We start from the raw sequence: 19,646 nt of genomic DNA, 5'->3' as shown, positions 1-19,646 counted from the left end.
AAATAATGATAAATAAATTCAAATTAACCCACGATGATATCAACTTATTTAAAAATAGCCTTGGAGATACCAAAAAGATAAGGCAAGACACTGTGCTCCACAAACCACAAAAGCGCTCACAAAAAGTCATAGAGACTCAAAAACAACAACACGAAAAAGTTAATACTGAGTTTTATTTTTCAGATGATTATCAACCACTTTTACAAGAAGATCCCATTCGTTATAGTAGAGAAAATGCAGATCCTAACGAAGTCAAAAAATTACGACGCGGTTTTTATGAACCTGAATTTTTTTTAGATTTACATGGATTGACACAACGAGAAGCAAAAAAAGAGATAGCCGCGCTTATTGCTGCGTGTTTGCGAGAAAAAACACCATGTGCATGCATTATGTATGGACATGGAAAAAACATATTAAAAAAACAAACACCAATGTGGCTTACTCAGCATCCACAAATTATTTGCTTTCATCAAGCACCAAAAGAATTTGGGGGTAATGCAGCATTACTCATTTTATTTGATATCAATGATGAATCTGCTAATAATTAATGATAACTAATTAAAATATATAAATATATATGATAATCTCGCCAAATTTGTATAACTAATACACGATTTGTAATAATTTGTAGCAGTATAAGTATATTACCAATGAGTAACGAAAATTATATAGAGATTTAGCAGCGATACTAAATGAAAGTTTTACAATGAGTTATTACTATCATTTATTACTACCATTAATCACTTTCATATAATATATGAGTAACGTAAAAATGATTAAAAATAAATTACTACTTGAATATAAACATTTATTGTCAATATGATTGAGGTTAAATTTTTACGTATCGACACTCTAAATAGTATGAAAATAAAAAAGCCAGCCTAGGTAAACTAAGCTGGCAAACATTGGAAGCAATGTGAGCAATGTCATACTTCTTAGAAGCCTTTCGACGTTCTAACAAAGTACAATTTGATGATAATGATTCTCATTATTAAAAGCAAGCGTTTTTTTTGACTTTTTTAAAATAAATTTTTCATGAATTGTTTTACAAATTAGATTAATATCTAACCAAATAAAAAAACAAAAGAAACGAGTAGAGGCGGTAGCCTCTACTTGTAATAGATAATTAAATAAAGTAGTTAAGTTCAGTAGAATATAGAATAGAGTAAAGACTTATTTATTTTTGATAAATGAACTCAATCCCCTCTTCATCACTTTCGTCCCAATCATCAAAATCATCATCGTCAAAAGCTTCATCCATTGCTTGTTGGTGATAATCATCCCACATAAATTCTACTTTTTCAGGTGATGATTCTTCTTGCTCAGCTTCACGTGGATGAGCATTCATGTATTCCATCAAATCCCAACACAAAGCTTTTACACCCTCATGATTAACAGCTGAAATTAAATAATATTTGTCTTGCCAATCAAGTGCTTTGGCAATTTCTGCTGCACGCTTAGCGCTCTCTTCGGCACCCAACACATCCATTTTATTAAATACTAACCAACGTGGTTTATTAGCTAATTTTTCACTATACTGATGTAATTCTTGAATAATTACTTTTGCATTTTCAATAGGATCGGTTCCATCAATAGGCGCTATATCAACTAAATGAACTAATACACGACAACGTTCAAGATGTTTTAAAAAACGGATACCAAGACCTGCTCCATCTGATGCACCTTCAATTAAACCTGGAATGTCTGCGACAACAAAGCTTTGTTCATTATCCATTCTTACTACACCCAAACTTGGAACTAAAGTGGTAAATGGATAATCAGCAACTTTTGGTTTAGCAGCAGAAACAGAACGAATAAAGGTTGATTTACCTGCATTCGGTAGACCTAACATACCCACATCTGCAAGTAACAATAATTCTAAAAGCACATCGCGCTTTTCACCTGGAGTACCATCAGTTTTTTGTCTTGGGGCACGGTTTACCGAGGATTTAAAACGGGCATTACCCAAACCATGGAATCCTCCCTTGGCAACTAATACTTTTTGCTGGTGATGTGTTAAATCACCGATAATTTCACCTGTGTATTTGTCGGTAATACGTGTTCCAACGGGTACTTTAACGGTAATATCTTTACCACGTTTACCTGTACAATCTGAACCTTGACCATTTTGTCCGCGTTCGGCGCGATAATTTTTTTCAAATTGAAAATCAACTAATGTATTTAAATTTTCATCAGCAATAAAAAATACATCACCACCATCGCCACCGTCTCCGCCATCAGGTCCACCTTTAGGTATATATTTTTCTCGACGAAAACCTACACAACCATTCCCACCATCGCCGGCTTCTACTCGGATTGAAGCTTCATCAACAAATTTCATTACTCTTCCCCTTTTTTCCGGTTAATTAGCCAACCTTTTCTTGGATGCCAAATATGGTGTCCAATAGTCGCAAACATAGCGCCTGCAACAACAGATACTGCACCAATATAACCTAAAATATTTAAATATTGCATAGCAAATTTTTCTGGCCAAATTAACGCAAACAAATCCGAAAATATTAGTGCAAATAATGGCGTTAAAGTTGTTATAGCACTAACTTGTGCTGCTTGCCAGCGTTCCATAGCCATCACTAATGCACCATAAGCAATAATGGTATTTAAACCACAAAATATGATGGCAAACAATTGGGTGCCATCCGCATTAGCTATCATGCTAGGTGATGCAAAAGGCCATAAAAATACAGCACAAATAAGGTAAATTAACCAAAGTAGTTGTTCTGCACGTAATTTTTGCAATAAAACTTTTTGAGCCAGCGCATAACATGCCCATGAAACCGAAGCAAGTAAAGCAAGCCATACACCAATGCCATATGTAGACATATTAGCAAAAAGATCAACAATATTTTTATTAAAAAATAGCCCTAATCCAATCAACAATATTGTTATACCAATAATTTGCGTTGACCTTAACCTTTCTTTAAAAATAAAAGCACTTGAAATCATAAATATTACAATACCCATTTGCCCAACAACTTGAGCTGTTGTGGCACTAAGATACTGTACTGCAGTAGCAAATAATGCAAAATTACCTAATAATCCAAATCCTGCAACCATCAACAAAATAAAACGACGACGTTTTTTAAAAATTGCTAAATTTGGAAATTGTTTTTTATATGCAAGCCAAATGGTAATACCAATGGCGGAAATAGAAAGTCGCGACCATGCTAAAGTTAGGGGGTCAATAACCACTAACGCATATTTCATTGCAATCGGCACTACGCCCCACATCACCGCAGTTAACATGGCTAATGCAAAACCTAATTTTACATTTTGCTGCTTTATCATATCGCAATTAATTTATATGAATTTCAAGAAATGAAAAAAGCCCCACAATAACTGTGAGGCTTCTATAACGTCCAAACCGTTTTTAATTAACTGTTAGCAATTACACTAACATAACGACGGTTTTTAGGTCCTTTAACTTCAAATTTTACTTGTCCATCAATTAAGGCAAATAGAGTATGATCACGACCACAACCTACGTTAGTGCCTGGGTGGAATTGAGTTCCACGTTGACGAACTAGAATATTACCTGCAAGAACTTCTTGAGAACCATAACGTTTAACACCTAAACGTTTACTCTGGGAATCACGACCATTACGTGATGAACCACCCGCCTTCTTATGTGCCATTGTTCGATACTCCTATTAAGCGATTGCAGTGATCTTCACATCAGTAAACCACTGACGGTGACCTTGTTGTTTACGATAGTGTTTACGACGACGGAATTTAACAATCTTCACTTTGTCACCACGACCGTGCTCAACAATTTCTGCTTTAATTGTTGCACCTTCAACAAACGGAGCACCAACTTTGATGTCTTCACCATTTGCTACCATTAAAACTTTATCGAAAACAACTTCTGCACCTGTTTCGACTTCAATTTTTTCCAAGCGAACGACTTGTCCTTCGCTAACTCGGTGTTGCTTGCCACCACTTTGGAAAACTGCGTACATACTTAACTCCGCAATAAAAAACAGACGATTACTTGATTGAACATATATGTCTGTATGATTAATCTTATAGGGCGTGAATTTTACGCAAAATTTATGCTTGTTGCAAGCGCTGTTTACTAAAAGATCGCAAAAAGTTACAAAAAAGATCAGAGATATACTGCTTTCACGCTACAATAGTTATAAATTATTATTTATTTAAAATATTTGTAATCCTATAGAGTTTCAATATGTCGGGAAGAAAAGTTCGCTACAATGCCTCTATTACTAGCCGTTTAACACTACTCATATTCATTTTAGGGGGTATTGCATTAGTAGCATTATCATTATCAATTAGAATCGCTAATGATACCAAAGGCAGTGCTTATATGATTAATCAGTTAGGGTTACTCAGAATGAAAAGTTATCAACTTTTGACAATTATCCCACTATCCCAAAATGATTATAATCATCTCAATATTTTTAAAGAATTATCATCTTCCAAACAATGTTTGCAATTATTTGAACATTACGGCTTAACCAATGAATTTAATCAATTGCAAAATGAGTGGATAAGCAATATAGCACCAAAAATACAACAAGCAAAAAAAAGTGATGAAGTAAAAAATGATATAGATAACTATGTTGATCTCACTAGTAACTTAGTACACAAAATTGATCAGAAAACAGAAACACAGATCCATTATATTTTTCAGTTACAACTACTATTTATTGCTATTATCATACTTTCTTTGATTATCCAAATCTCCTATTTACGTCGCTATATTTTAGTTCCATGGCAAAAACTGATTGATATGGCAGAAGCGATCTCAAAGCATAACTTCAGTAAACGTTTTAACATTCGGAAAAAAAAGAATGAATTTGATTTACTTGGGTTAGCTTTTAATAAAATGTCAGAACAAATAGAATCACAATATTTATTACTTGAACAGCGCGTTGCCGAAAAAACATCTGAATTACAAAAAACCAATCAAATTATTTCTTTTCAATGTTATGCAACCAAGCAACTACATACTTCAGAACCATTATGTGAGCGTTTTCTTAAAATATTACGAGAATTAGAAGAATTGGTGCCACTCACTCAATTTCAAATTCGTTTTTATGAATCAGATAATCCAGAACATTATCAACAGATTAGTTATGATAACCAACAAAAATTACCCTATTGTCTTAATCCAAAATGTAATGCCTGCTTAACTCCCTCAAAAATTGATCAAAAAAATGGGCTGCAACGCCTTTGGTATCTTCAAGAAAATGGCGAAAAATATGGAATTTTATTTGCTATTCAACCCACTGATGTCACACTCAGCATTGAGCAAGAGAATCTAATTACTGGATTAATTGAACAAATGACCACAGCAATTATGCTTGATAGGCAAATTGAACAACAAAAACAATATTTATTAATGAAAGAGCGTTCGGCAATGGCGCGCGAATTACATGATTCGATAGCCCAATCGCTATCTTGTTTAAAAATTCACCTCAGTTGCTTACAGATGCAGTCTGATTTGAATTCACCAACCAGCGTTGATTTGCTCACTACTATGCGCAAAGAAGTCAATGTTACTTACTCGCAACTAAGAGAGTTAATCACTTCTTTTCGTTTACGCTTAAACCAAACAGGATTTTATGCAAGCTTAATTGAATTAGTAGAAGAGTTTAATATCAAATTAAAATTCAATATTCAGCTTAAATATCAATTGCCTTTAAATATTATCAATAGTAAATATGCTTTTCATTTATTGCAATTTATTCGTGAGGCACTAAATAACGTATATAAACATGCAAAAGCATCCAGTGTAATAATAAAATTAGAAATGGATAATAATCAAATAATTACATTGAATATAAAAGACAATGGAATAGGTTTTCAAAGTAAAATTAAACAAGATCACCATTATGGACTTATTATCATGCGAGATAGAATTGAGATATTAAATGGTAATCTAGTCATTGATAGTAAACCCAATAAAGGAACACAAATTGTGGTAACATTTAAAGCGATGGAATCTACTCCCCTAAAAATAATAGAAGAGTAACCAATGGAACAAATTAAAAGTTCAATATTACTTATTGACGATCATCCTATGTTAAGAAATGGCGTAAAGCAATTAATCCATACTGTCAATCATTTTGAAATTGTTGGTGAAACAGGTTCAGGAATAGAAGGAATTAAACTAGCTGAAGAGCTCGATCCAGATATTATTTTACTTGATATTAATATACACGATGTCAATGGGTTAGATATTCTTCGAGCTTTACGTGAAAAAAATATCTCTAGTCGTATCATTATGTTTACCGTATCGAATGCAAAAGAAGATATTATTACGGCGCTTAAAATAGGTGCTGATGGTTATCTGTTAAAAGATATGGAACCAGAAGACTTTATCAAAGCATTACAAGATATTTCAATTGGTAAGGTAATAATGGATGATGCAATTTCACATATTATTCTCAATTATATGCGTCACGGTGATGAACCGACAACAAAACCGATCCATGATGTCAATCTTCTCACTCCTAGAGAGCATGAAATATTTAATCTATTAGTGCAAGGATTATCCAATAAATTAATAGCTAAAGATTTAGATATTGTTGAAAGCACGGTAAAAGTTCATATCAAAAGCATATTTAAAAAACTTAACTTCAAATCTCGTATGGAAATGACTGTGTGGTATTTACAAAGTAAGGAATAGATCTAGCGATGAAAGACAAATAGTTTTTATCTATTTTATATAGAATAACAACTATTTAAAATGAATTCTTTAAATTTTATAAAAACAAGATATGCTATAAATAACAGACAAGTATATGACTAAAAATTGACATTTACTTGCCTATTGATATTAATGATTAGAAAACCAATTTAATTTTTCACGCAGCGCAACCACTGGTCCAATAAGAACTAAGCTCGGACTATGCGCTTGCAAAGCCAGATTTGCTAAATTGTCCAACAAACCGGTAATGACTCTTTGCTTAGTACTTGTTCCCTCCTCGATAATAGCAATGGGTGTTTGAGCATTCATACCATGTTTAATCAATTGGTTACTAATATTTTCCGCTTGAGAAAGCCCCATATAAAAAACTAACGTTTGTTTTTCTGCTGCTAAGCTTTGCCAATCCAAATAATTACCATTTTTTAAATGTCCTGTAACCAAACGTACACTATGAGCATAATCACGATGTGTTAATGGTATACCACTGTATGCAGAACAACCAGAAGCAGCAGTTATACCTGGCACTACTGAGAAAGGGATATTAGCGTTAAATAATGTTTCTAGTTCCTCTCCACCACGACCAAAAATAAAAGGATCGCCTCCTTTTAAGCGTACTACACGTAATCCTTTTTGAGCCTGTTCTAACAAGATTTGGTTAATTTGTTCTTGTGAAACACAATGATATCCTACTCGTTTACCAACAAAAATACGCTGAGCATCGCGACGAACAAGATTCATAATTTCATCTGATACTAATCGATCATAAACAATAATATCAGCTTGTTGAATTTGCTGTAGTCCTTTTAATGTTAGTAAACCCGCATCACCTGGTCCTGCGCCAACTAAAACGACTTCTCCGCGATCATCAAGTGACATATCAAATAACTCATTAGTCAATAGTTCAACGCGTTCTGAATCATTATTTGCAATAGCTTGTGCTAACCTATCATGATTAAATAGCTTTTCCCAAAATCGACGACGTTCTGTCAATGTTTTATAACTAAGTTTAACTTTATTACGTAAATAACCAGCATATCGCGCTAATTTACCTAAATGTTGCGGTAAAATAGCCTCTAATTTTTCACGTAATAATCGTGCTAAAACAGGAGCATGCCCAGCGGAGGAAACCGCTACCATAATTGGTGAACGGTCGATAATTGAAGGCATAATAAAACTAGCATCTTTAGGAGAATCAACCACATTACAAAAAATGCGTCGCTTTTCAGCTTCAATACTTACTAGTTGGTTAGTTTTATCACTATCAGTCGCAGCAATAACCAGCCATTTATCATCTAGTAATTCGGCTTTAAATTCATCTTGGACTAACGTTAATTGTTTGTGATCTTGCCAAACCAAAAATTGTTGGCTAAAAGTGACAGCATTAACAGTGATACTAGCCCCAGCTTCAAGCAACAAACGAGCCTTTCGTTCAGCAATTTCACCCCCCCCAACTAACAAACAATGACGATTTTGTAGTTTACAAAATAGAGGAAAATAATCCATAACACTTTTATTCCTGCACTTTAACTATGTAATTGGTGCTAAGGGCGTTCTGATTTAGGCGTTGCATACCAATATCCTAACCCCATAAAAATAGCCCCAGATACAATATTACCCAATGAAACCCATAATAAATTATGACCTATGCCAGCTAATGTATAATTATCACTATGGTTACCAAACCAAGACAAAGAAAAAAGTGTCATATTGGCAACCGAATGTTCATAACCACAGGCAATAAAAGCCAGTAAACACCACCAGATAGCAATAAATTTCGCTGAACCTTCAACACGATTAGCCATCCAAATAGCTAAACATACTAACCAGTTACATAATATACCACGAAAAAATAACGCACTAGCGGACGCTGATGTTTTAGCTAACGCAGCGCTATGCACTAAACTAGTATCAGTTGATAGTAAAGGAGTTGCAGCATAAAAGTAAATTATTGCAACAAAAATTGAACCTAGCAAATTTCCTAACCAAGTTTGTGGTAATACAAACCACATTTGTTTATGAGTAATACTTTTACATTTCACACCAAAGGTTAAAAACATGGTATGTCCCGTAAATAACTCGGAACCGGCAATCACGACTAATGTTAAAGCAATCCCAAACGTTGCCCCCATTAATAATGGTCTTAAAGCAGGATCAATTAAATTACCAAGTGTAAAAATAAGAATAATACCAAGCCCAACATATGCACCAGCCATAGCTGAACTTAACCAAAATCCTAATGGATTAAATTTTGCAAATCGAACAATGCGTGCCGCATTAGTGGCACATTTATTGATAGTATCGGTATACATAACAAAGTTATCCTTTCAAAATTTTAATCCGCTTTTACTTGTACAGAGCCATCATCATTCACTTTTACTTCATAATGAGGGATAGAATTATTCTCATCATCGTAACAATAACCATCTTTTAAACGAAAACGCTGTTTTTTAAGTGGGCTAGCGACCCATAATTCATCATCATGCTGACCAATAATGCCACGAGACAACACACTAGCATCAGCAAAAGGATCAATGTTACTTATTGCGTAAAGTTCGTTGGAGTGGTAAGGACGAAAGATCGCTACATGTGCTTTCCCAACTAACGCACAAACACCTGTCTCTGGCAGAATATCCTCTATTTTGCAAACAGTTATCCAATCACTCATATTATTGCTCCTCTGATATTGCATAGCGTTCATGTAAACTCGCTGGGCGATGTTGATTACGCTCAGAAATAAACTGGACATTTTCATCGCGTTGATTACTATTAATGAAGTGAGCAAAACGATGTTGATTTTCAGGATGTTCAATTGTCTGCTTCCATTCACATACAAATAAACTTCGTAAGCGAGTCATTTCTGTTTCTAGTTCATCATTAATACCAAGTTTGTTATCAACAATTACACTGCGTAAGTAATCAATACCCCCTTCCATATTTTCAAGCCAAACAGACGTACGTTGTAATTTATCTGCGGTACGAATATAGAACATAATAAAACGATCGAGATATTGAATTAATGTATCTTTATCTAAATCAGCTGCCAATAAATCAGCATGACGAGGCTTCATTCCGCCATTACCACAGACATATAAATTCCATCCTTTTTCGGTAGCAATTACCCCAATATCTTTACCTTGCGCCTCAGCACATTCACGAGTGCAACCTGATACGCCTAATTTAAATTTATGAGGTGCACGAATACCTTTATAACGGTTTTCTAACTCAACGCCAAAACCAACACTATCACCAACACCAAAACGACACCATGTGCTACCTACACAAGTTTTAGCCATTCGTAATGCTTTAGCATAAGCATGGCCACTTTCAAATCCTGCATCAATTAACTCTTTCCAAATAGCTGGTAAATCATCTTTTTGTGCACCAAAAAGACCAATACGCTGTGAACCAGTAATTTTAGAGTAAAGGTGATATTTTTGAGCTATTTTCCCTATGGCAATCAATCCTTCAGGGGTAATTTCACCACCAGCACTACGTGGAATAACCGAATAAGTACCATTTTTTTGAATATTACCGAGGAAGATATCATTACTATCTTGCAGAGGGATTAGATCTTGTCGCAAAATATAATCATTCCAACATGAAGCTAATAACGAAGCAATTGTTGGTTTACATATTTCACAACCATAACCAATACCATGTTTATCTATCACCTGCTTAAATGTTTTCAATCCTTCAACCCGAATCAAATGATATAATTCTTGGCGAGAATATTTAAAATGCTGGCAAAGGGAGTGACTGACTTCTATACCTTGTTTTGCTAGTTCTGTATTTAAAATTTGTGTAACCAGCGGTATACATCCCCCACAGCCTGTACCTGCTTTGGTTTGAGCTTTAATGGCAGCTACAGTATGGCAACCTGCATGAATGGCATTGATGATTTTTTCTTTAGTGACATCAAAACAGGAGCAGATTTGTGCAGAATCTGGCAATGCATCCACACCCATTGTTGGCTTAGAACCGGCATGTTCAGGCAAAATCAATGTATCAGGGTGTTCTGGTAGATCCATATTATTGAGCATTAATTGTAATAAATTGCTGTAATCTTTAGTATCTCCTACTAATACCGCACCCAATAATTTTTTATTATCATTAGAAACAACTAATTTTTTGTAAACAGGTATATTTTCATCTAAATATATATAACTACGGCTACCGACCGTTTTGGCTTTGGCATCGCCAATACTACCTACATCAACGCCCATCAGTTTCAGCTTGGCACTCATATCAGCACCATCAAATGGAATATTGCCGCCAAGTAAATGCACAACAGCAATTTGCGCCATTTTATAACCTGGAGCGACTAAGCCAAAGACTTTACCTTGCCAACATGCACATTCGCCAATAGCATATATATCAGGATCAGAAGTTTGACAATAATCATTGATGACAATGCCCCCTCGAACACCAATGTCTAACTGACAATCACGCGCTAACTGATCATTAGCTCTAATGCCAGTGGAAAAAACAATAAAGTCGATTTCTAGTGATGTACCATCAACAAATTGCATTACTTTACCTTGTGGTGTATGCAAAATTTCTTGAGTATTTTTGCTGGTATGGACACTAACGCCCATTTCTTCAATTTTATGGCGCAATTGTTCGCCACCTATCATGTCAAGCTGTTCAGCCATTAAAACGTTAGCAAACTCAACCACATGGGTTTGTATGCCTAAATTTTTAAGTGCTCCTGCAGCTTCAAGTCCGAGTAAACCACCTCCGACTACGGCACCCGTTTTACAATGGCTAGCACATTGTGCAATAGCGTCTAAATCTTCAATCGTGCGATAGACAAAACAATCAGCACCATCAGCACCTTTAATTGGGGGAACCCAAGCATAAGAACCTGTCGCTATAATTAACTTGTCGTATTCAACAATTCGCCCAGTTTGTGAATGCACCTGTTTAAGTTGACGATTGATCAATATCACACGTTCATTTAGTAAAATATTGATGTGATGTTCTTCATAAAATCCTTCTTGAACAAGCGATAATCCTTCAGCAGTAAAGTCTGAGAAGTAAGAGGAGAGATGAACCCGATCATAAGCGACCCGAGGTTCTTGACAAAAAATAGTAATATTGAATTGATCAGACTGCATTTTGTCGATAATTTCTTCGACAAAACGATGCCCAACCATCCCATTACCAATGATAACGAGATTGGTTTTACTCATACAAAAGCTCCAATTTATTCTAATTTAAATAATCAATTTTGAGACTATTCCCATTGTATGAAACTTTATACAGAATATAACTACTCTCAAGGGTTACTACTAAAGTAGTAATCTTAAACAATATTATTTAATATCATTATGTTATGGCAATTGAACATATAAGTAAAATTAAAAATGTTATAACCATCTTAAAAATGCGCTTATTAATTAATCGTTAACAGATATAAAAAACCAGTGAAAATGATTGCCAATTAATATTAAATTAGTATAATTAGCCGACTAATTAAATTGAGTAATGATAATTGAATTATAAGTCAAGAAAGCTTCCATCTCGTGAGACATTAGCACGAGCACAAAGATTTAATGATGATATCATTGACGTATCTGGTGTTGACCTAGTTTTAAGTTTGATAACAACAGCTGATTTGATCCGTTCAAATATTTATGCACAACTGACTAAAGATTATGATGTTTCTGAAGGTAAGTTTGCTTTGTTAATGTCATTATATTCAGAAGGTGAAACCAGTGCTGGCGATCTCGCACTGCGTATAGGAGTAACTCCGGCAACCGTATCAGTTATGGTTAAGCGGATGTTAACCGTATCAAATCCATTAATATCCATGACAAAAAACGATGAAGATGGTCGTTCACGTTTGATAACTTTGACAGAAGCAGGAATAACACTTATTCAAAATGCATTACCCGATCACCTTAAATCGATTCGTGCTTTTGCGCAGGTACTAAACCCGCAAGAACAAGAATCTTTAATACTTATGTTGCGTAAATTATTACGAAATAGCTGACTTCAATGAAAATTGAAGTCATTCTTTTTAATTAAATAATTAGCTGACTAAATAAATGGAAAATAAGCTGTATATGAAAAAAAATGTCAAAATTCCTGTTATCTTTTTACTTCTTCTATTTTTTGGATCATTTTTAATCTTTTTGGGCTCCCGCAATGATGCTGTAACAGTTGCGAAAAGCATTAAATCAGGAGTGTTAACTGCTGATGAAATTAATGTTGCCTTTCAAAATGTAGGAGGTAAAGTCATTAAGCGATTTGTGGAAGAATCACAAATGGTTAAAAAAGGGGATCCTTTAATGCAATTAGAGGACGTTGATACAAAATTGGCAATTGATCGCTTACAAGCATTAGTTGATAGCCAAAGAGCAGCAGTTAATCAAGAACAAGCTGCAATTGAAATCACTGAAAACGAAACCAATCTTTCTGAACTATCGACTTGGCGTAAAATTGAAGAAGTTAAAGCAAGTTTAGAAGCGGCGAAATCTGCTAGAAATTTGGCTAGTACTGAGTTTGATCGTCAGACACAATTACGTAAAACAGGTGGAAACTCACAATCACAACTTGATAATGCTCGTAATGCTTTTGTTGTAGCCAAAATGCAAGTAATCCAAATTGAAAGCCAATTATCAACATTAATGATTGGTGCTACACCAGAACAAGTCAGTCAATTTGAAAAAACGCAAAATGCTACTGGCATGTCACTACAATCGATTACAATTGCTAGACAAAAGCTTGAAAATCGCCAAAATCAATTAGCACAACTCAAGGCACAGTTAGCTCAAGGCGAAGCTGATTTAAAACAATTGCAAATCAATTACCAAAGACTCACATTAAAAGCACCTGAAGATGGTAAAGTTTTAAAACTGATGTTTGAAGATGGTGAATTGGCACCAACAGGTGCGCCCGCTGTACTGTTAGAAACCGATCGTAAATATATCGACATTTATGTGAATGAAAAAATGGTCAATGACTACCAACCGGGTACAACGGTTACAGCAAATGCGATTGCACTGGACAAAGAAGTAAAAGGTAAAGTTCGTTTTGCAACAGCAGCACCATCTTTTGCTGATTTACGCATGACTCGAGAACGCGGTCAAGCTGATTTAACATCTTATCAAGTCAGAATATATATGGAATCAATTCCAAAACTATTAACTGGAATGACACTTGAGGTTAAACAATGATGCAAAACATCATTAAATCTATTCAAGAAGAGCTTGATGCAATGTTATCAGGCCACTTTATCCCGTATTACAAAGTTGCTATAGGGTTAGCCGCTATTGTTGCACTTATTTTCTCTATTGTACTCAGTCATGGTTCAGTATTTGAAGGTAAAATTGCAGTTATAGACCTTGATGGCTCTAATTATTCGACTGAATTAATTAGTAAAATAAATACTTCTTCTTACATTGAAGTTTCGGAAGTAATCAGATCGCCTATTAATCCTATAACTTTAGTTTCTCATGATCGTAATTTAGGTGTTTTATATATTCCTAAAGGGTTGGAAAAGAGTTTAAAAAAAGGGGATCAGACTGTTCGTTTAGGTTACTTTGCTGATGATACGAATGAAGCCCAAAATGCTAAAGTACTTCAAAATCTCAACGAATATATACCTGAATTAGGCGCAGAACTGAGTGTGGGTAAAGTTTCGTCATTGGGGTTTGGTCGAGATGGCACCGAAGCCACTTTATCACCTATGCAGCTAAAATCTCGTAATCTATTTAATCCAGCAAGTTCATCAACAATTTCAACTATCATCTATTTTGTTTACTTTTTCTCATCTTTAACATATGGGTTAACATCATTGATGATTATAGGTCGTTTAAAAATTACTGGAATGTGGAATACCGTTTTAGAAAGAGGCTTTGTGGCTTTATTAGCAAGAACAATACCTTATGCCTTGTTTTATACTACCGGATTAACTTTGATTACCGCAGTACTTGTTTTATTCGGACAATTACGTTTTGATGGTAACTACTTCGTGTTTGTACCGAGTATATTTATGACTGGATTAGCATTTGGTTGGTTAGGTTTTTTACTTTCTTGGAAAACCAATAATCCAGGTGAAGGTGCAAGTAAAATGGTATTTTTAGTACCTCCAGGCTTTATTATGGGGGGATCAACAATGGCTGTTGGTATTATGCCAATCTGGGCTTATTATGTTAGTCATGCTTTCCCTTTAGTTTGGTTATTCCGTTTTTTCCGTGATATCGCTATGCGTGGTCGTTCACTCATTGATATGATGTCCACATATGGAGTATTTATTATTTATTTAACCGTTATTGCATTTGTTGTAATGATAGTTTTTAACCAAGTTAAAAAAACAGCTGCAGAGCCAGAATTGAATTAAAAAATACAAGTTATTGAAACTATAATATGGTTTCAATAACTTCCCATCCTCAATTCTTCATTTAAATAATTTTTCACGTTAAATCTCACCAAAATTATCATTATTTCAAATCTAATGATCAAATTTGTGATGGACATCACTTTATAAAATGAAATTATATACTTTCATTTCTTATTCAAATAATTTTTCATCTTTTCATTAACTATTTGAATAAAAATAATAATAATTTTATATCTAAAATATAATTTTATTTTTATTCTTTCATTTCATTTCAAATGAAATGATTTTTAGGCTTTTCTATACATAATCTGTTTTGTGACTTATTTATCATTTTCAATCCTTTTCATGTGTTCAAATCTAATAACAAAATGAAAGCTCAATAAGTTGCAACTTTATGACTAATGAAATCATGAACACTCTTCAGCGTCGAGAAAAAATCATTCATTTACTGGGTAAAGAAAATACCGTGTCTGTGAATAAATTGAGTAAACTTTTTAAAGTCTCTACAGTCACAATTCGTAATGATCTTCGCCATTTAGAGCAAAAAGGCTGTGTATTACGCTCTTATGGGGGAGCAATGATAAATAAAACTTTTGCTTTTGATAGACCTCTGTTTGATAAAAGCCGCATTAATTCGATTATAAAAAATAAGATTGCTAAAAAAGCGGCTGAAATGGTAAATGACGGCGATCGAATTATCCTCGATTCAGGTTCAACAACCGCTGCAATGGTGCCATATTTAGGTAAAAAACAGAATTTAGTCGTTTTTACAAATGCGATTAACATTGCTTATGAATTATCAATCAATACAAATATTGAAGTGATTATTGCTGGCGGTAATATTAGAAAAAAAGCTTACTCTATTTCAGGTTCAACTGTGGAGCAACAATTAAAAATGTACCATTTTAATAAATTATTTTTAGGTGTTGATGGATTTGATCTCAATGCAGGTATTACAACTCCAAATTTTGGTGAAGCTTCAGTTAATAGAGTAATGTGCCAAGTCTCTGAACAAATTATTGCAGTAACAGACTCAACAAAATTCGGTCGAAAAAGTTTCTGCACGATAGAAAAAATTAATCTTATTAACACTCTAATCACTGATTCAAAAATATCCAAAGACCATTTAATGCAGTTACATTCACTAGGAATTAATGTGGAAATTGCAGATATATAAATGATCTTATTTTTAACCATATCATTATTCAAAAGGCAGGATCGAAATTATGCAACAGTATTTAAATTATTCATTAGATTGGCTAAAAAAACACGGCGCAGAACACACTGCTAAAGAAATCTGTCAACAACCTAAAATTTGGCGTGATTTATTACAGTTAATTGAACAAAACAGAGATCAATTACAAACATTTTTAGAACCTTTACTGGCGGATCCAAATTTAGAAATTATTTTGACTGGAGCTGGTTCATCAGCTTTTGGTGGCGTTGCGCTTGCACCTTGGTTAAGGGAGCATACCCATCGAAACGTTCATGCCTATGGTACAACTGAAATTGTTGCTGACCCATTACAATATCTTTCACCAAATAAAAAAACATTAGTGGTGTCATTTGCTCGTTCAGGCAATAGTCCTGAAAGTGTGGCAACGGTTAAATTAGCAGATGAATTAGTTTCTGATTGTTATCACTTATTTTTAATATGTAACCCAAACTGTGCTTTAAACGATTATGCAACTAATAACAATTCATCAAATCGTATTCTTCAACTGGTTATGCCAGATGGTGCTCATGATTTAGGTTTTGCTATGACATCAAGTATTAGTAGTATGATGCTTGCAACATTACTCCTTTTGGGAAATATTGATCATGTAGAAGCACATGAAGCAGTAATGGAAATTGCTAATATTTGTGAACAAAAAATAGAAAGTTGGCAGGAAATAACTAAACAATTAGCACATAAAAACCATGAAAGAGTTATCTATGTCGGTAGTAGTTGTTTTACTGGTATCGCCCAAGAGTCTGCATTAAAAATTCTTGAATTAACAGCGGGTAAAATAGCTTCTCGATTTGATTCTATTTTAGGTTTACGTCATGGCCCTAAATTCATGATTAATTCACAAAGTTTAGTCGTCTGTTTCTTCTCTAACGATCATTATATTAATCAATATGACACTGATTTATTAAATGAATTAGTTAATGACCATATCGCAATGGATGTACTTGCGTTAAGCGGAAAAAATAGTACCGATAAACAAAATATACTTGCAGTAAATAGTAATTTTGCGGATTGCTGGCTGATCTTCCCATATCTTGTTTTTGCCCAGATGCTCGCCTTTGAGAAATCATTAAATCATGGTTTAACGCCTGATAATCCTTGTCCAACAGGTGAAGTTAATCGAGTGGTAAAAGGCGTTACTATTTACCCATTTAACTAAATTTAAAGTATCCCATTATCACAAAACGAAGGATGTAAAACATATGAGCACTCCGAATATTCTTATGACACGCATTGATAATCGCTTAGTTCATGGTCAAGTTGGTGTAACTTGGGTCAATGCACTTGGGGCTAATTTATTATTAGTTGCTAATGATAATGCTGCACAAGATCCCGTTCAACAAAATCTTATGGATATGGTTATCGCAGAAGGAATACAAACCCGTTATTTTACTTTACAAAAAACCATCAACATTATTGGCAAAGCAGCAGAACGACAAAAAATATTTATTGTTTGTAAAACACCACAAGATGTTTTAACTCTCGTTAAAGGAGGTGTACCTATCAAATTTGTTAACGTAGGTAATATGCATTTTTCGGAAGGAAAAAAACAAATTCATAAAACAGTATCTGTTGATAAAGAAGATATCGCTGCTTTTAAAGAACTTGAACGATTAGGTGTAACGTGTGAGATTCGCCGTGTACCAGATGAGGCTGGTGAAAAAATAATAGATCTAATTGATCAATCCTAACCTAGGAGCAAACTATGTTAATCGATGCATTATTAATTGGATTACTAGCAGGTATCGCTGGTGTAGATTTATTCGATGGTCTAACTCATTTACATAGACCTATTGTAATTGGTCCTTTAGTGGGATTGATTTTAGGTGATATAAAAACAGGATTATATGTTGGTGGTTCATTAGAACTTGTTTGGATGGGAATGGTACCATTGGCTGGAGCACAACCACCTAATGTTGTTATTGGTGGCGTAATTGGTACAAGTTTTGCAATTTTAACTCATGCCGATCCTAAAGTTGCCATTGGTATTGCCGTTCCATTTGCTATAGCGGTACAAGGTTGCATCACTATTTTATTTACTATCTATTCACCAATGATGCACAAATGTGATCGCTATGTTGATCAACTTAATTTCAAAGGTATTGAGTGGGTCAATTACCTTGGCATGATTATCCTGTTTTGCTTTTATTTCATTGTCGCATTTTTACCAATTTACTTTGGTGCTGATGTAGCAACAGATTTAGTAAAAAAATCACCACAATGGTTACTTGATGGATTAAGCGTTGCCGGTGGAATGATGCCCGCAATCGGTTTTGCTATGTTAATGAAAATTATGATGAAAAAAACCTATATTGCCTATTTCATTTTAGGTTTCCTTGGCGTGACATACCTTAACTTGCCAATATTAGCAATTGCATTAGGCGCTTTAGCAATTGCAATGATTGATTTCTTTAATTATAGCCGAGTTAACAACGACAATGACAAATCAGTACGGGCAAGTTCTGTGGAGGTAGAAGATGGGATTTAATGACGAAAATGATAAAATAATGGCTGCTAAAGCAGAAAAACGCATGGAACAAGCACTAGCAACAAGCAAAGTATCAACCGATACTTATATTGATCAAAGCCAAAGTGTAGCATTAACTAAAGTTGACATTAATCGAATGGCATTTCGTTCTTTAGCTCTACAAGCTTCGTTCAATTATGAACGTATGCAAGCTGGTGGTTGGCTTTATACTATTTTACCTGCGCTAAGAAAAATTCATAAAAATTCAGATGACTTAAAAAACTCTATGCATATGCATATGGAGTTTATCAATGTCCATCCTTTCGATGTTACCTTTTTGTCTGGTTTAGTTTTAGCTATGGAAAAAGGCAAAGAAAATATTTCAACAATTCGTTCAGTTAAAGTTGCCTTAATGGGGCCTTTAGGTGGTATTGGTGATGCATTATTTTGGTTAACATTGTTGCCTATTTGTGCTGGAATTGGTGCTTCATTAGCACTAGAAAATAGTTTTTTTGGTCCAATAATTTTTTTATTAATGTTTAATTTAGTCCATTTTGGATTACGTTTTGGTCTTGCTCATTATGGTTATCATGCTGGTACTAGCGCATTACCCTTATTGAAAACCCATACCAAACGCATTTCACATGCAGCATCAATTGTCGGCATGACAGTTATTGGTGCACTTGTAGCCTCTTATGTACATTTATCCACACCATTAGAGATTAATGCGGGTAAGGCTCATATCGCTTTACAAGCCGATGTTCTAGATAAACTTATGCCAAATTTATTACCATTAGGATTTACGTTAATTGTCTATTATTTAATGAAACGTAATTTCTCACCTGTAAAATTAATTGGTTTAACCGTGGTAATTGGCATATTAGGTAAATTAGTTGGATGCTTATAGAGG

General features: G+C 34.3%; 19 protein-coding genes. 11 read left to right on the top strand and 8 right to left on the bottom strand.

The features are described from left to right. The first annotated feature begins 5 nt into the window (after nt 1–5). The gene (smrB, locus tag A9G17_RS08270) at nt 6–548 is read left to right on the top strand and encodes an endonuclease SmrB (protein ID WP_065738292.1); all 543 of its coding nucleotides are present in this window, start codon (nt 6–8) and stop codon (nt 546–548) included. Between the two features lie 629 nt (nt 549–1,177). Here the strand turns inward: smrB and cgtA are convergent. The 4 genes from cgtA to rplU form a co-directional block, all read right to left on the bottom strand. After that, nucleotides 1,178–2,341 (bottom strand): Obg family GTPase CgtA, encoded by a 1,164-nt coding sequence (cgtA, locus tag A9G17_RS08265; RefSeq protein WP_065738291.1) that lies wholly within the window; start codon nt 2,339–2,341, stop codon nt 1,178–1,180. After that, entirely contained in the window at nt 2,341–3,306 is a 966-nt protein-coding gene (locus A9G17_RS08260) for a DMT family transporter (RefSeq protein WP_065738290.1), read from the bottom strand. Before A9G17_RS08260 ends, cgtA begins: the two co-directional genes overlap by 1 nt. 86 nt (nt 3,307–3,392) lie before the next feature. Continuing rightward, nucleotides 3,393–3,653 (bottom strand): 50S ribosomal protein L27, encoded by a 261-nt coding sequence (rpmA, locus tag A9G17_RS08255; RefSeq protein WP_025314437.1) that lies wholly within the window; start codon nt 3,651–3,653, stop codon nt 3,393–3,395. Between the two features lie 15 nt (nt 3,654–3,668). Then, the gene (rplU, locus tag A9G17_RS08250; RefSeq protein ID WP_025314436.1) at nt 3,669–3,977 is read right to left on the bottom strand and encodes a 50S ribosomal protein L21; all 309 of its coding nucleotides are present in this window, start codon (nt 3,975–3,977) and stop codon (nt 3,669–3,671) included. A gap of 227 nt (nt 3,978–4,204) precedes the next feature. Here rplU and narX point away from each other — a divergent pair, with 227 nt between their 5' ends. After that, nucleotides 4,205–6,013, top strand: a complete 1,809-nt coding sequence (narX, locus tag A9G17_RS08245) for a nitrate/nitrite two-component system sensor histidine kinase NarX (RefSeq protein ID WP_065738289.1) — start codon at nt 4,205–4,207, stop codon at nt 6,011–6,013. Nucleotides 6,014–6,016: 3 nt separating this feature from the next. Continuing rightward, nucleotides 6,017–6,670 (top strand): two-component system response regulator NarL, encoded by a 654-nt coding sequence (gene narL, locus A9G17_RS08240; RefSeq protein WP_065738288.1) that lies wholly within the window; start codon nt 6,017–6,019, stop codon nt 6,668–6,670. Nucleotides 6,671–6,820: 150 nt separating this feature from the next. Here narL and cysG read toward each other — a convergent pair whose 3' ends face one another. Genes cysG through nirB form a run of 4 tightly spaced genes read right to left on the bottom strand, consistent with a single transcriptional unit; the run spans nt 6,821 to nt 11,883 of the window. After that, nucleotides 6,821–8,194, bottom strand: coding sequence for a siroheme synthase CysG (gene cysG, locus A9G17_RS08235; protein WP_065738287.1), 1,374 nt, complete (start codon nt 8,192–8,194; stop codon nt 6,821–6,823). A 38-nt stretch (nt 8,195–8,232) separates the two neighbouring features. After that, nucleotides 8,233–9,000 carry a nitrite transporter NirC gene (nirC, locus tag A9G17_RS08230; protein WP_065738286.1) on the bottom strand — a complete coding sequence of 256 codons (768 nt, stop codon included), beginning with the start codon at nt 8,998–9,000 and terminating at the stop codon, nt 8,233–8,235. Between the two features lie 23 nt (nt 9,001–9,023). Then, nucleotides 9,024–9,356 (bottom strand): nitrite reductase small subunit NirD, encoded by a 333-nt coding sequence (gene nirD, locus A9G17_RS08225; RefSeq protein ID WP_065738285.1) that lies wholly within the window; start codon nt 9,354–9,356, stop codon nt 9,024–9,026. A gap of 1 nt (nt 9,357) precedes the next feature. Continuing rightward, nucleotides 9,358–11,883 (bottom strand): nitrite reductase large subunit NirB, encoded by a 2,526-nt coding sequence (gene nirB, locus A9G17_RS08220; protein WP_065738284.1) that lies wholly within the window; start codon nt 11,881–11,883, stop codon nt 9,358–9,360. A 302-nt stretch (nt 11,884–12,185) separates the two neighbouring features. On the opposite strand from nirB, the gene A9G17_RS08215 reads away from it, so the two are divergent. From A9G17_RS08215 to A9G17_RS08180, 8 genes are all read left to right on the top strand, one after another. Continuing rightward, nucleotides 12,186–12,686, top strand: coding sequence for a MarR family winged helix-turn-helix transcriptional regulator (locus tag A9G17_RS08215; RefSeq protein WP_039128907.1), 501 nt, complete (start codon nt 12,186–12,188; stop codon nt 12,684–12,686). Nucleotides 12,687–12,759: 73 nt separating this feature from the next. After that, a complete protein-coding gene (locus A9G17_RS08210) occupies nt 12,760–13,872 on the top strand; it encodes an HlyD family secretion protein (RefSeq protein ID WP_081301723.1) in 1,113 nt (370 codons plus the stop codon). Then, nucleotides 13,872–15,038 carry an ABC transporter permease gene (locus A9G17_RS08205; RefSeq protein ID WP_065739124.1) on the top strand — a complete coding sequence of 389 codons (1,167 nt, stop codon included), beginning with the start codon at nt 13,872–13,874 and terminating at the stop codon, nt 15,036–15,038. The genes A9G17_RS08210 and A9G17_RS08205 overlap by 1 nt, the downstream gene beginning before the upstream one ends. A gap of 394 nt (nt 15,039–15,432) precedes the next feature. Further along, complete coding sequence (agaR, locus tag A9G17_RS08200; RefSeq protein ID WP_065738282.1) at nt 15,433–16,215, top strand: transcriptional repressor AgaR; 783 nt, start codon at nt 15,433–15,435, stop codon at nt 16,213–16,215. Nucleotides 16,216–16,264: 49 nt separating this feature from the next. Continuing rightward, nucleotides 16,265–17,428, top strand: coding sequence for an SIS domain-containing protein (locus tag A9G17_RS08195; protein ID WP_065738281.1), 1,164 nt, complete (start codon nt 16,265–16,267; stop codon nt 17,426–17,428). Nucleotides 17,429–17,471: 43 nt separating this feature from the next. After that, on the top strand, nt 17,472–17,960 hold the full coding sequence (gene agaV / locus A9G17_RS08190) for a PTS N-acetylgalactosamine transporter subunit IIB (RefSeq protein ID WP_065738280.1): 489 nt from the start codon (nt 17,472–17,474) through the stop codon (nt 17,958–17,960). A gap of 14 nt (nt 17,961–17,974) precedes the next feature. After that, complete coding sequence (agaW, locus tag A9G17_RS08185; protein ID WP_039129098.1) at nt 17,975–18,757, top strand: PTS N-acetylgalactosamine transporter subunit IIC; 783 nt, start codon at nt 17,975–17,977, stop codon at nt 18,755–18,757. Further along, nucleotides 18,747–19,643 (top strand): PTS system mannose/fructose/sorbose family transporter subunit IID, encoded by an 897-nt coding sequence (locus tag A9G17_RS08180; protein ID WP_065738279.1) that lies wholly within the window; start codon nt 18,747–18,749, stop codon nt 19,641–19,643. Before agaW ends, A9G17_RS08180 begins: the two co-directional genes overlap by 11 nt. The last annotated feature ends 3 nt before the right edge of the window (nt 19,644–19,646 follow it).

The sequence above is a fragment of the Gilliamella sp. wkB7 genome, from assembly GCF_001693435.1.
Lineage (GTDB): Bacteria > Pseudomonadota > Gammaproteobacteria > Enterobacterales > Orbaceae > Gilliamella > Gilliamella apicola_N.
This window is presented reverse-complemented; position numbering and strand designations above follow the sequence as displayed.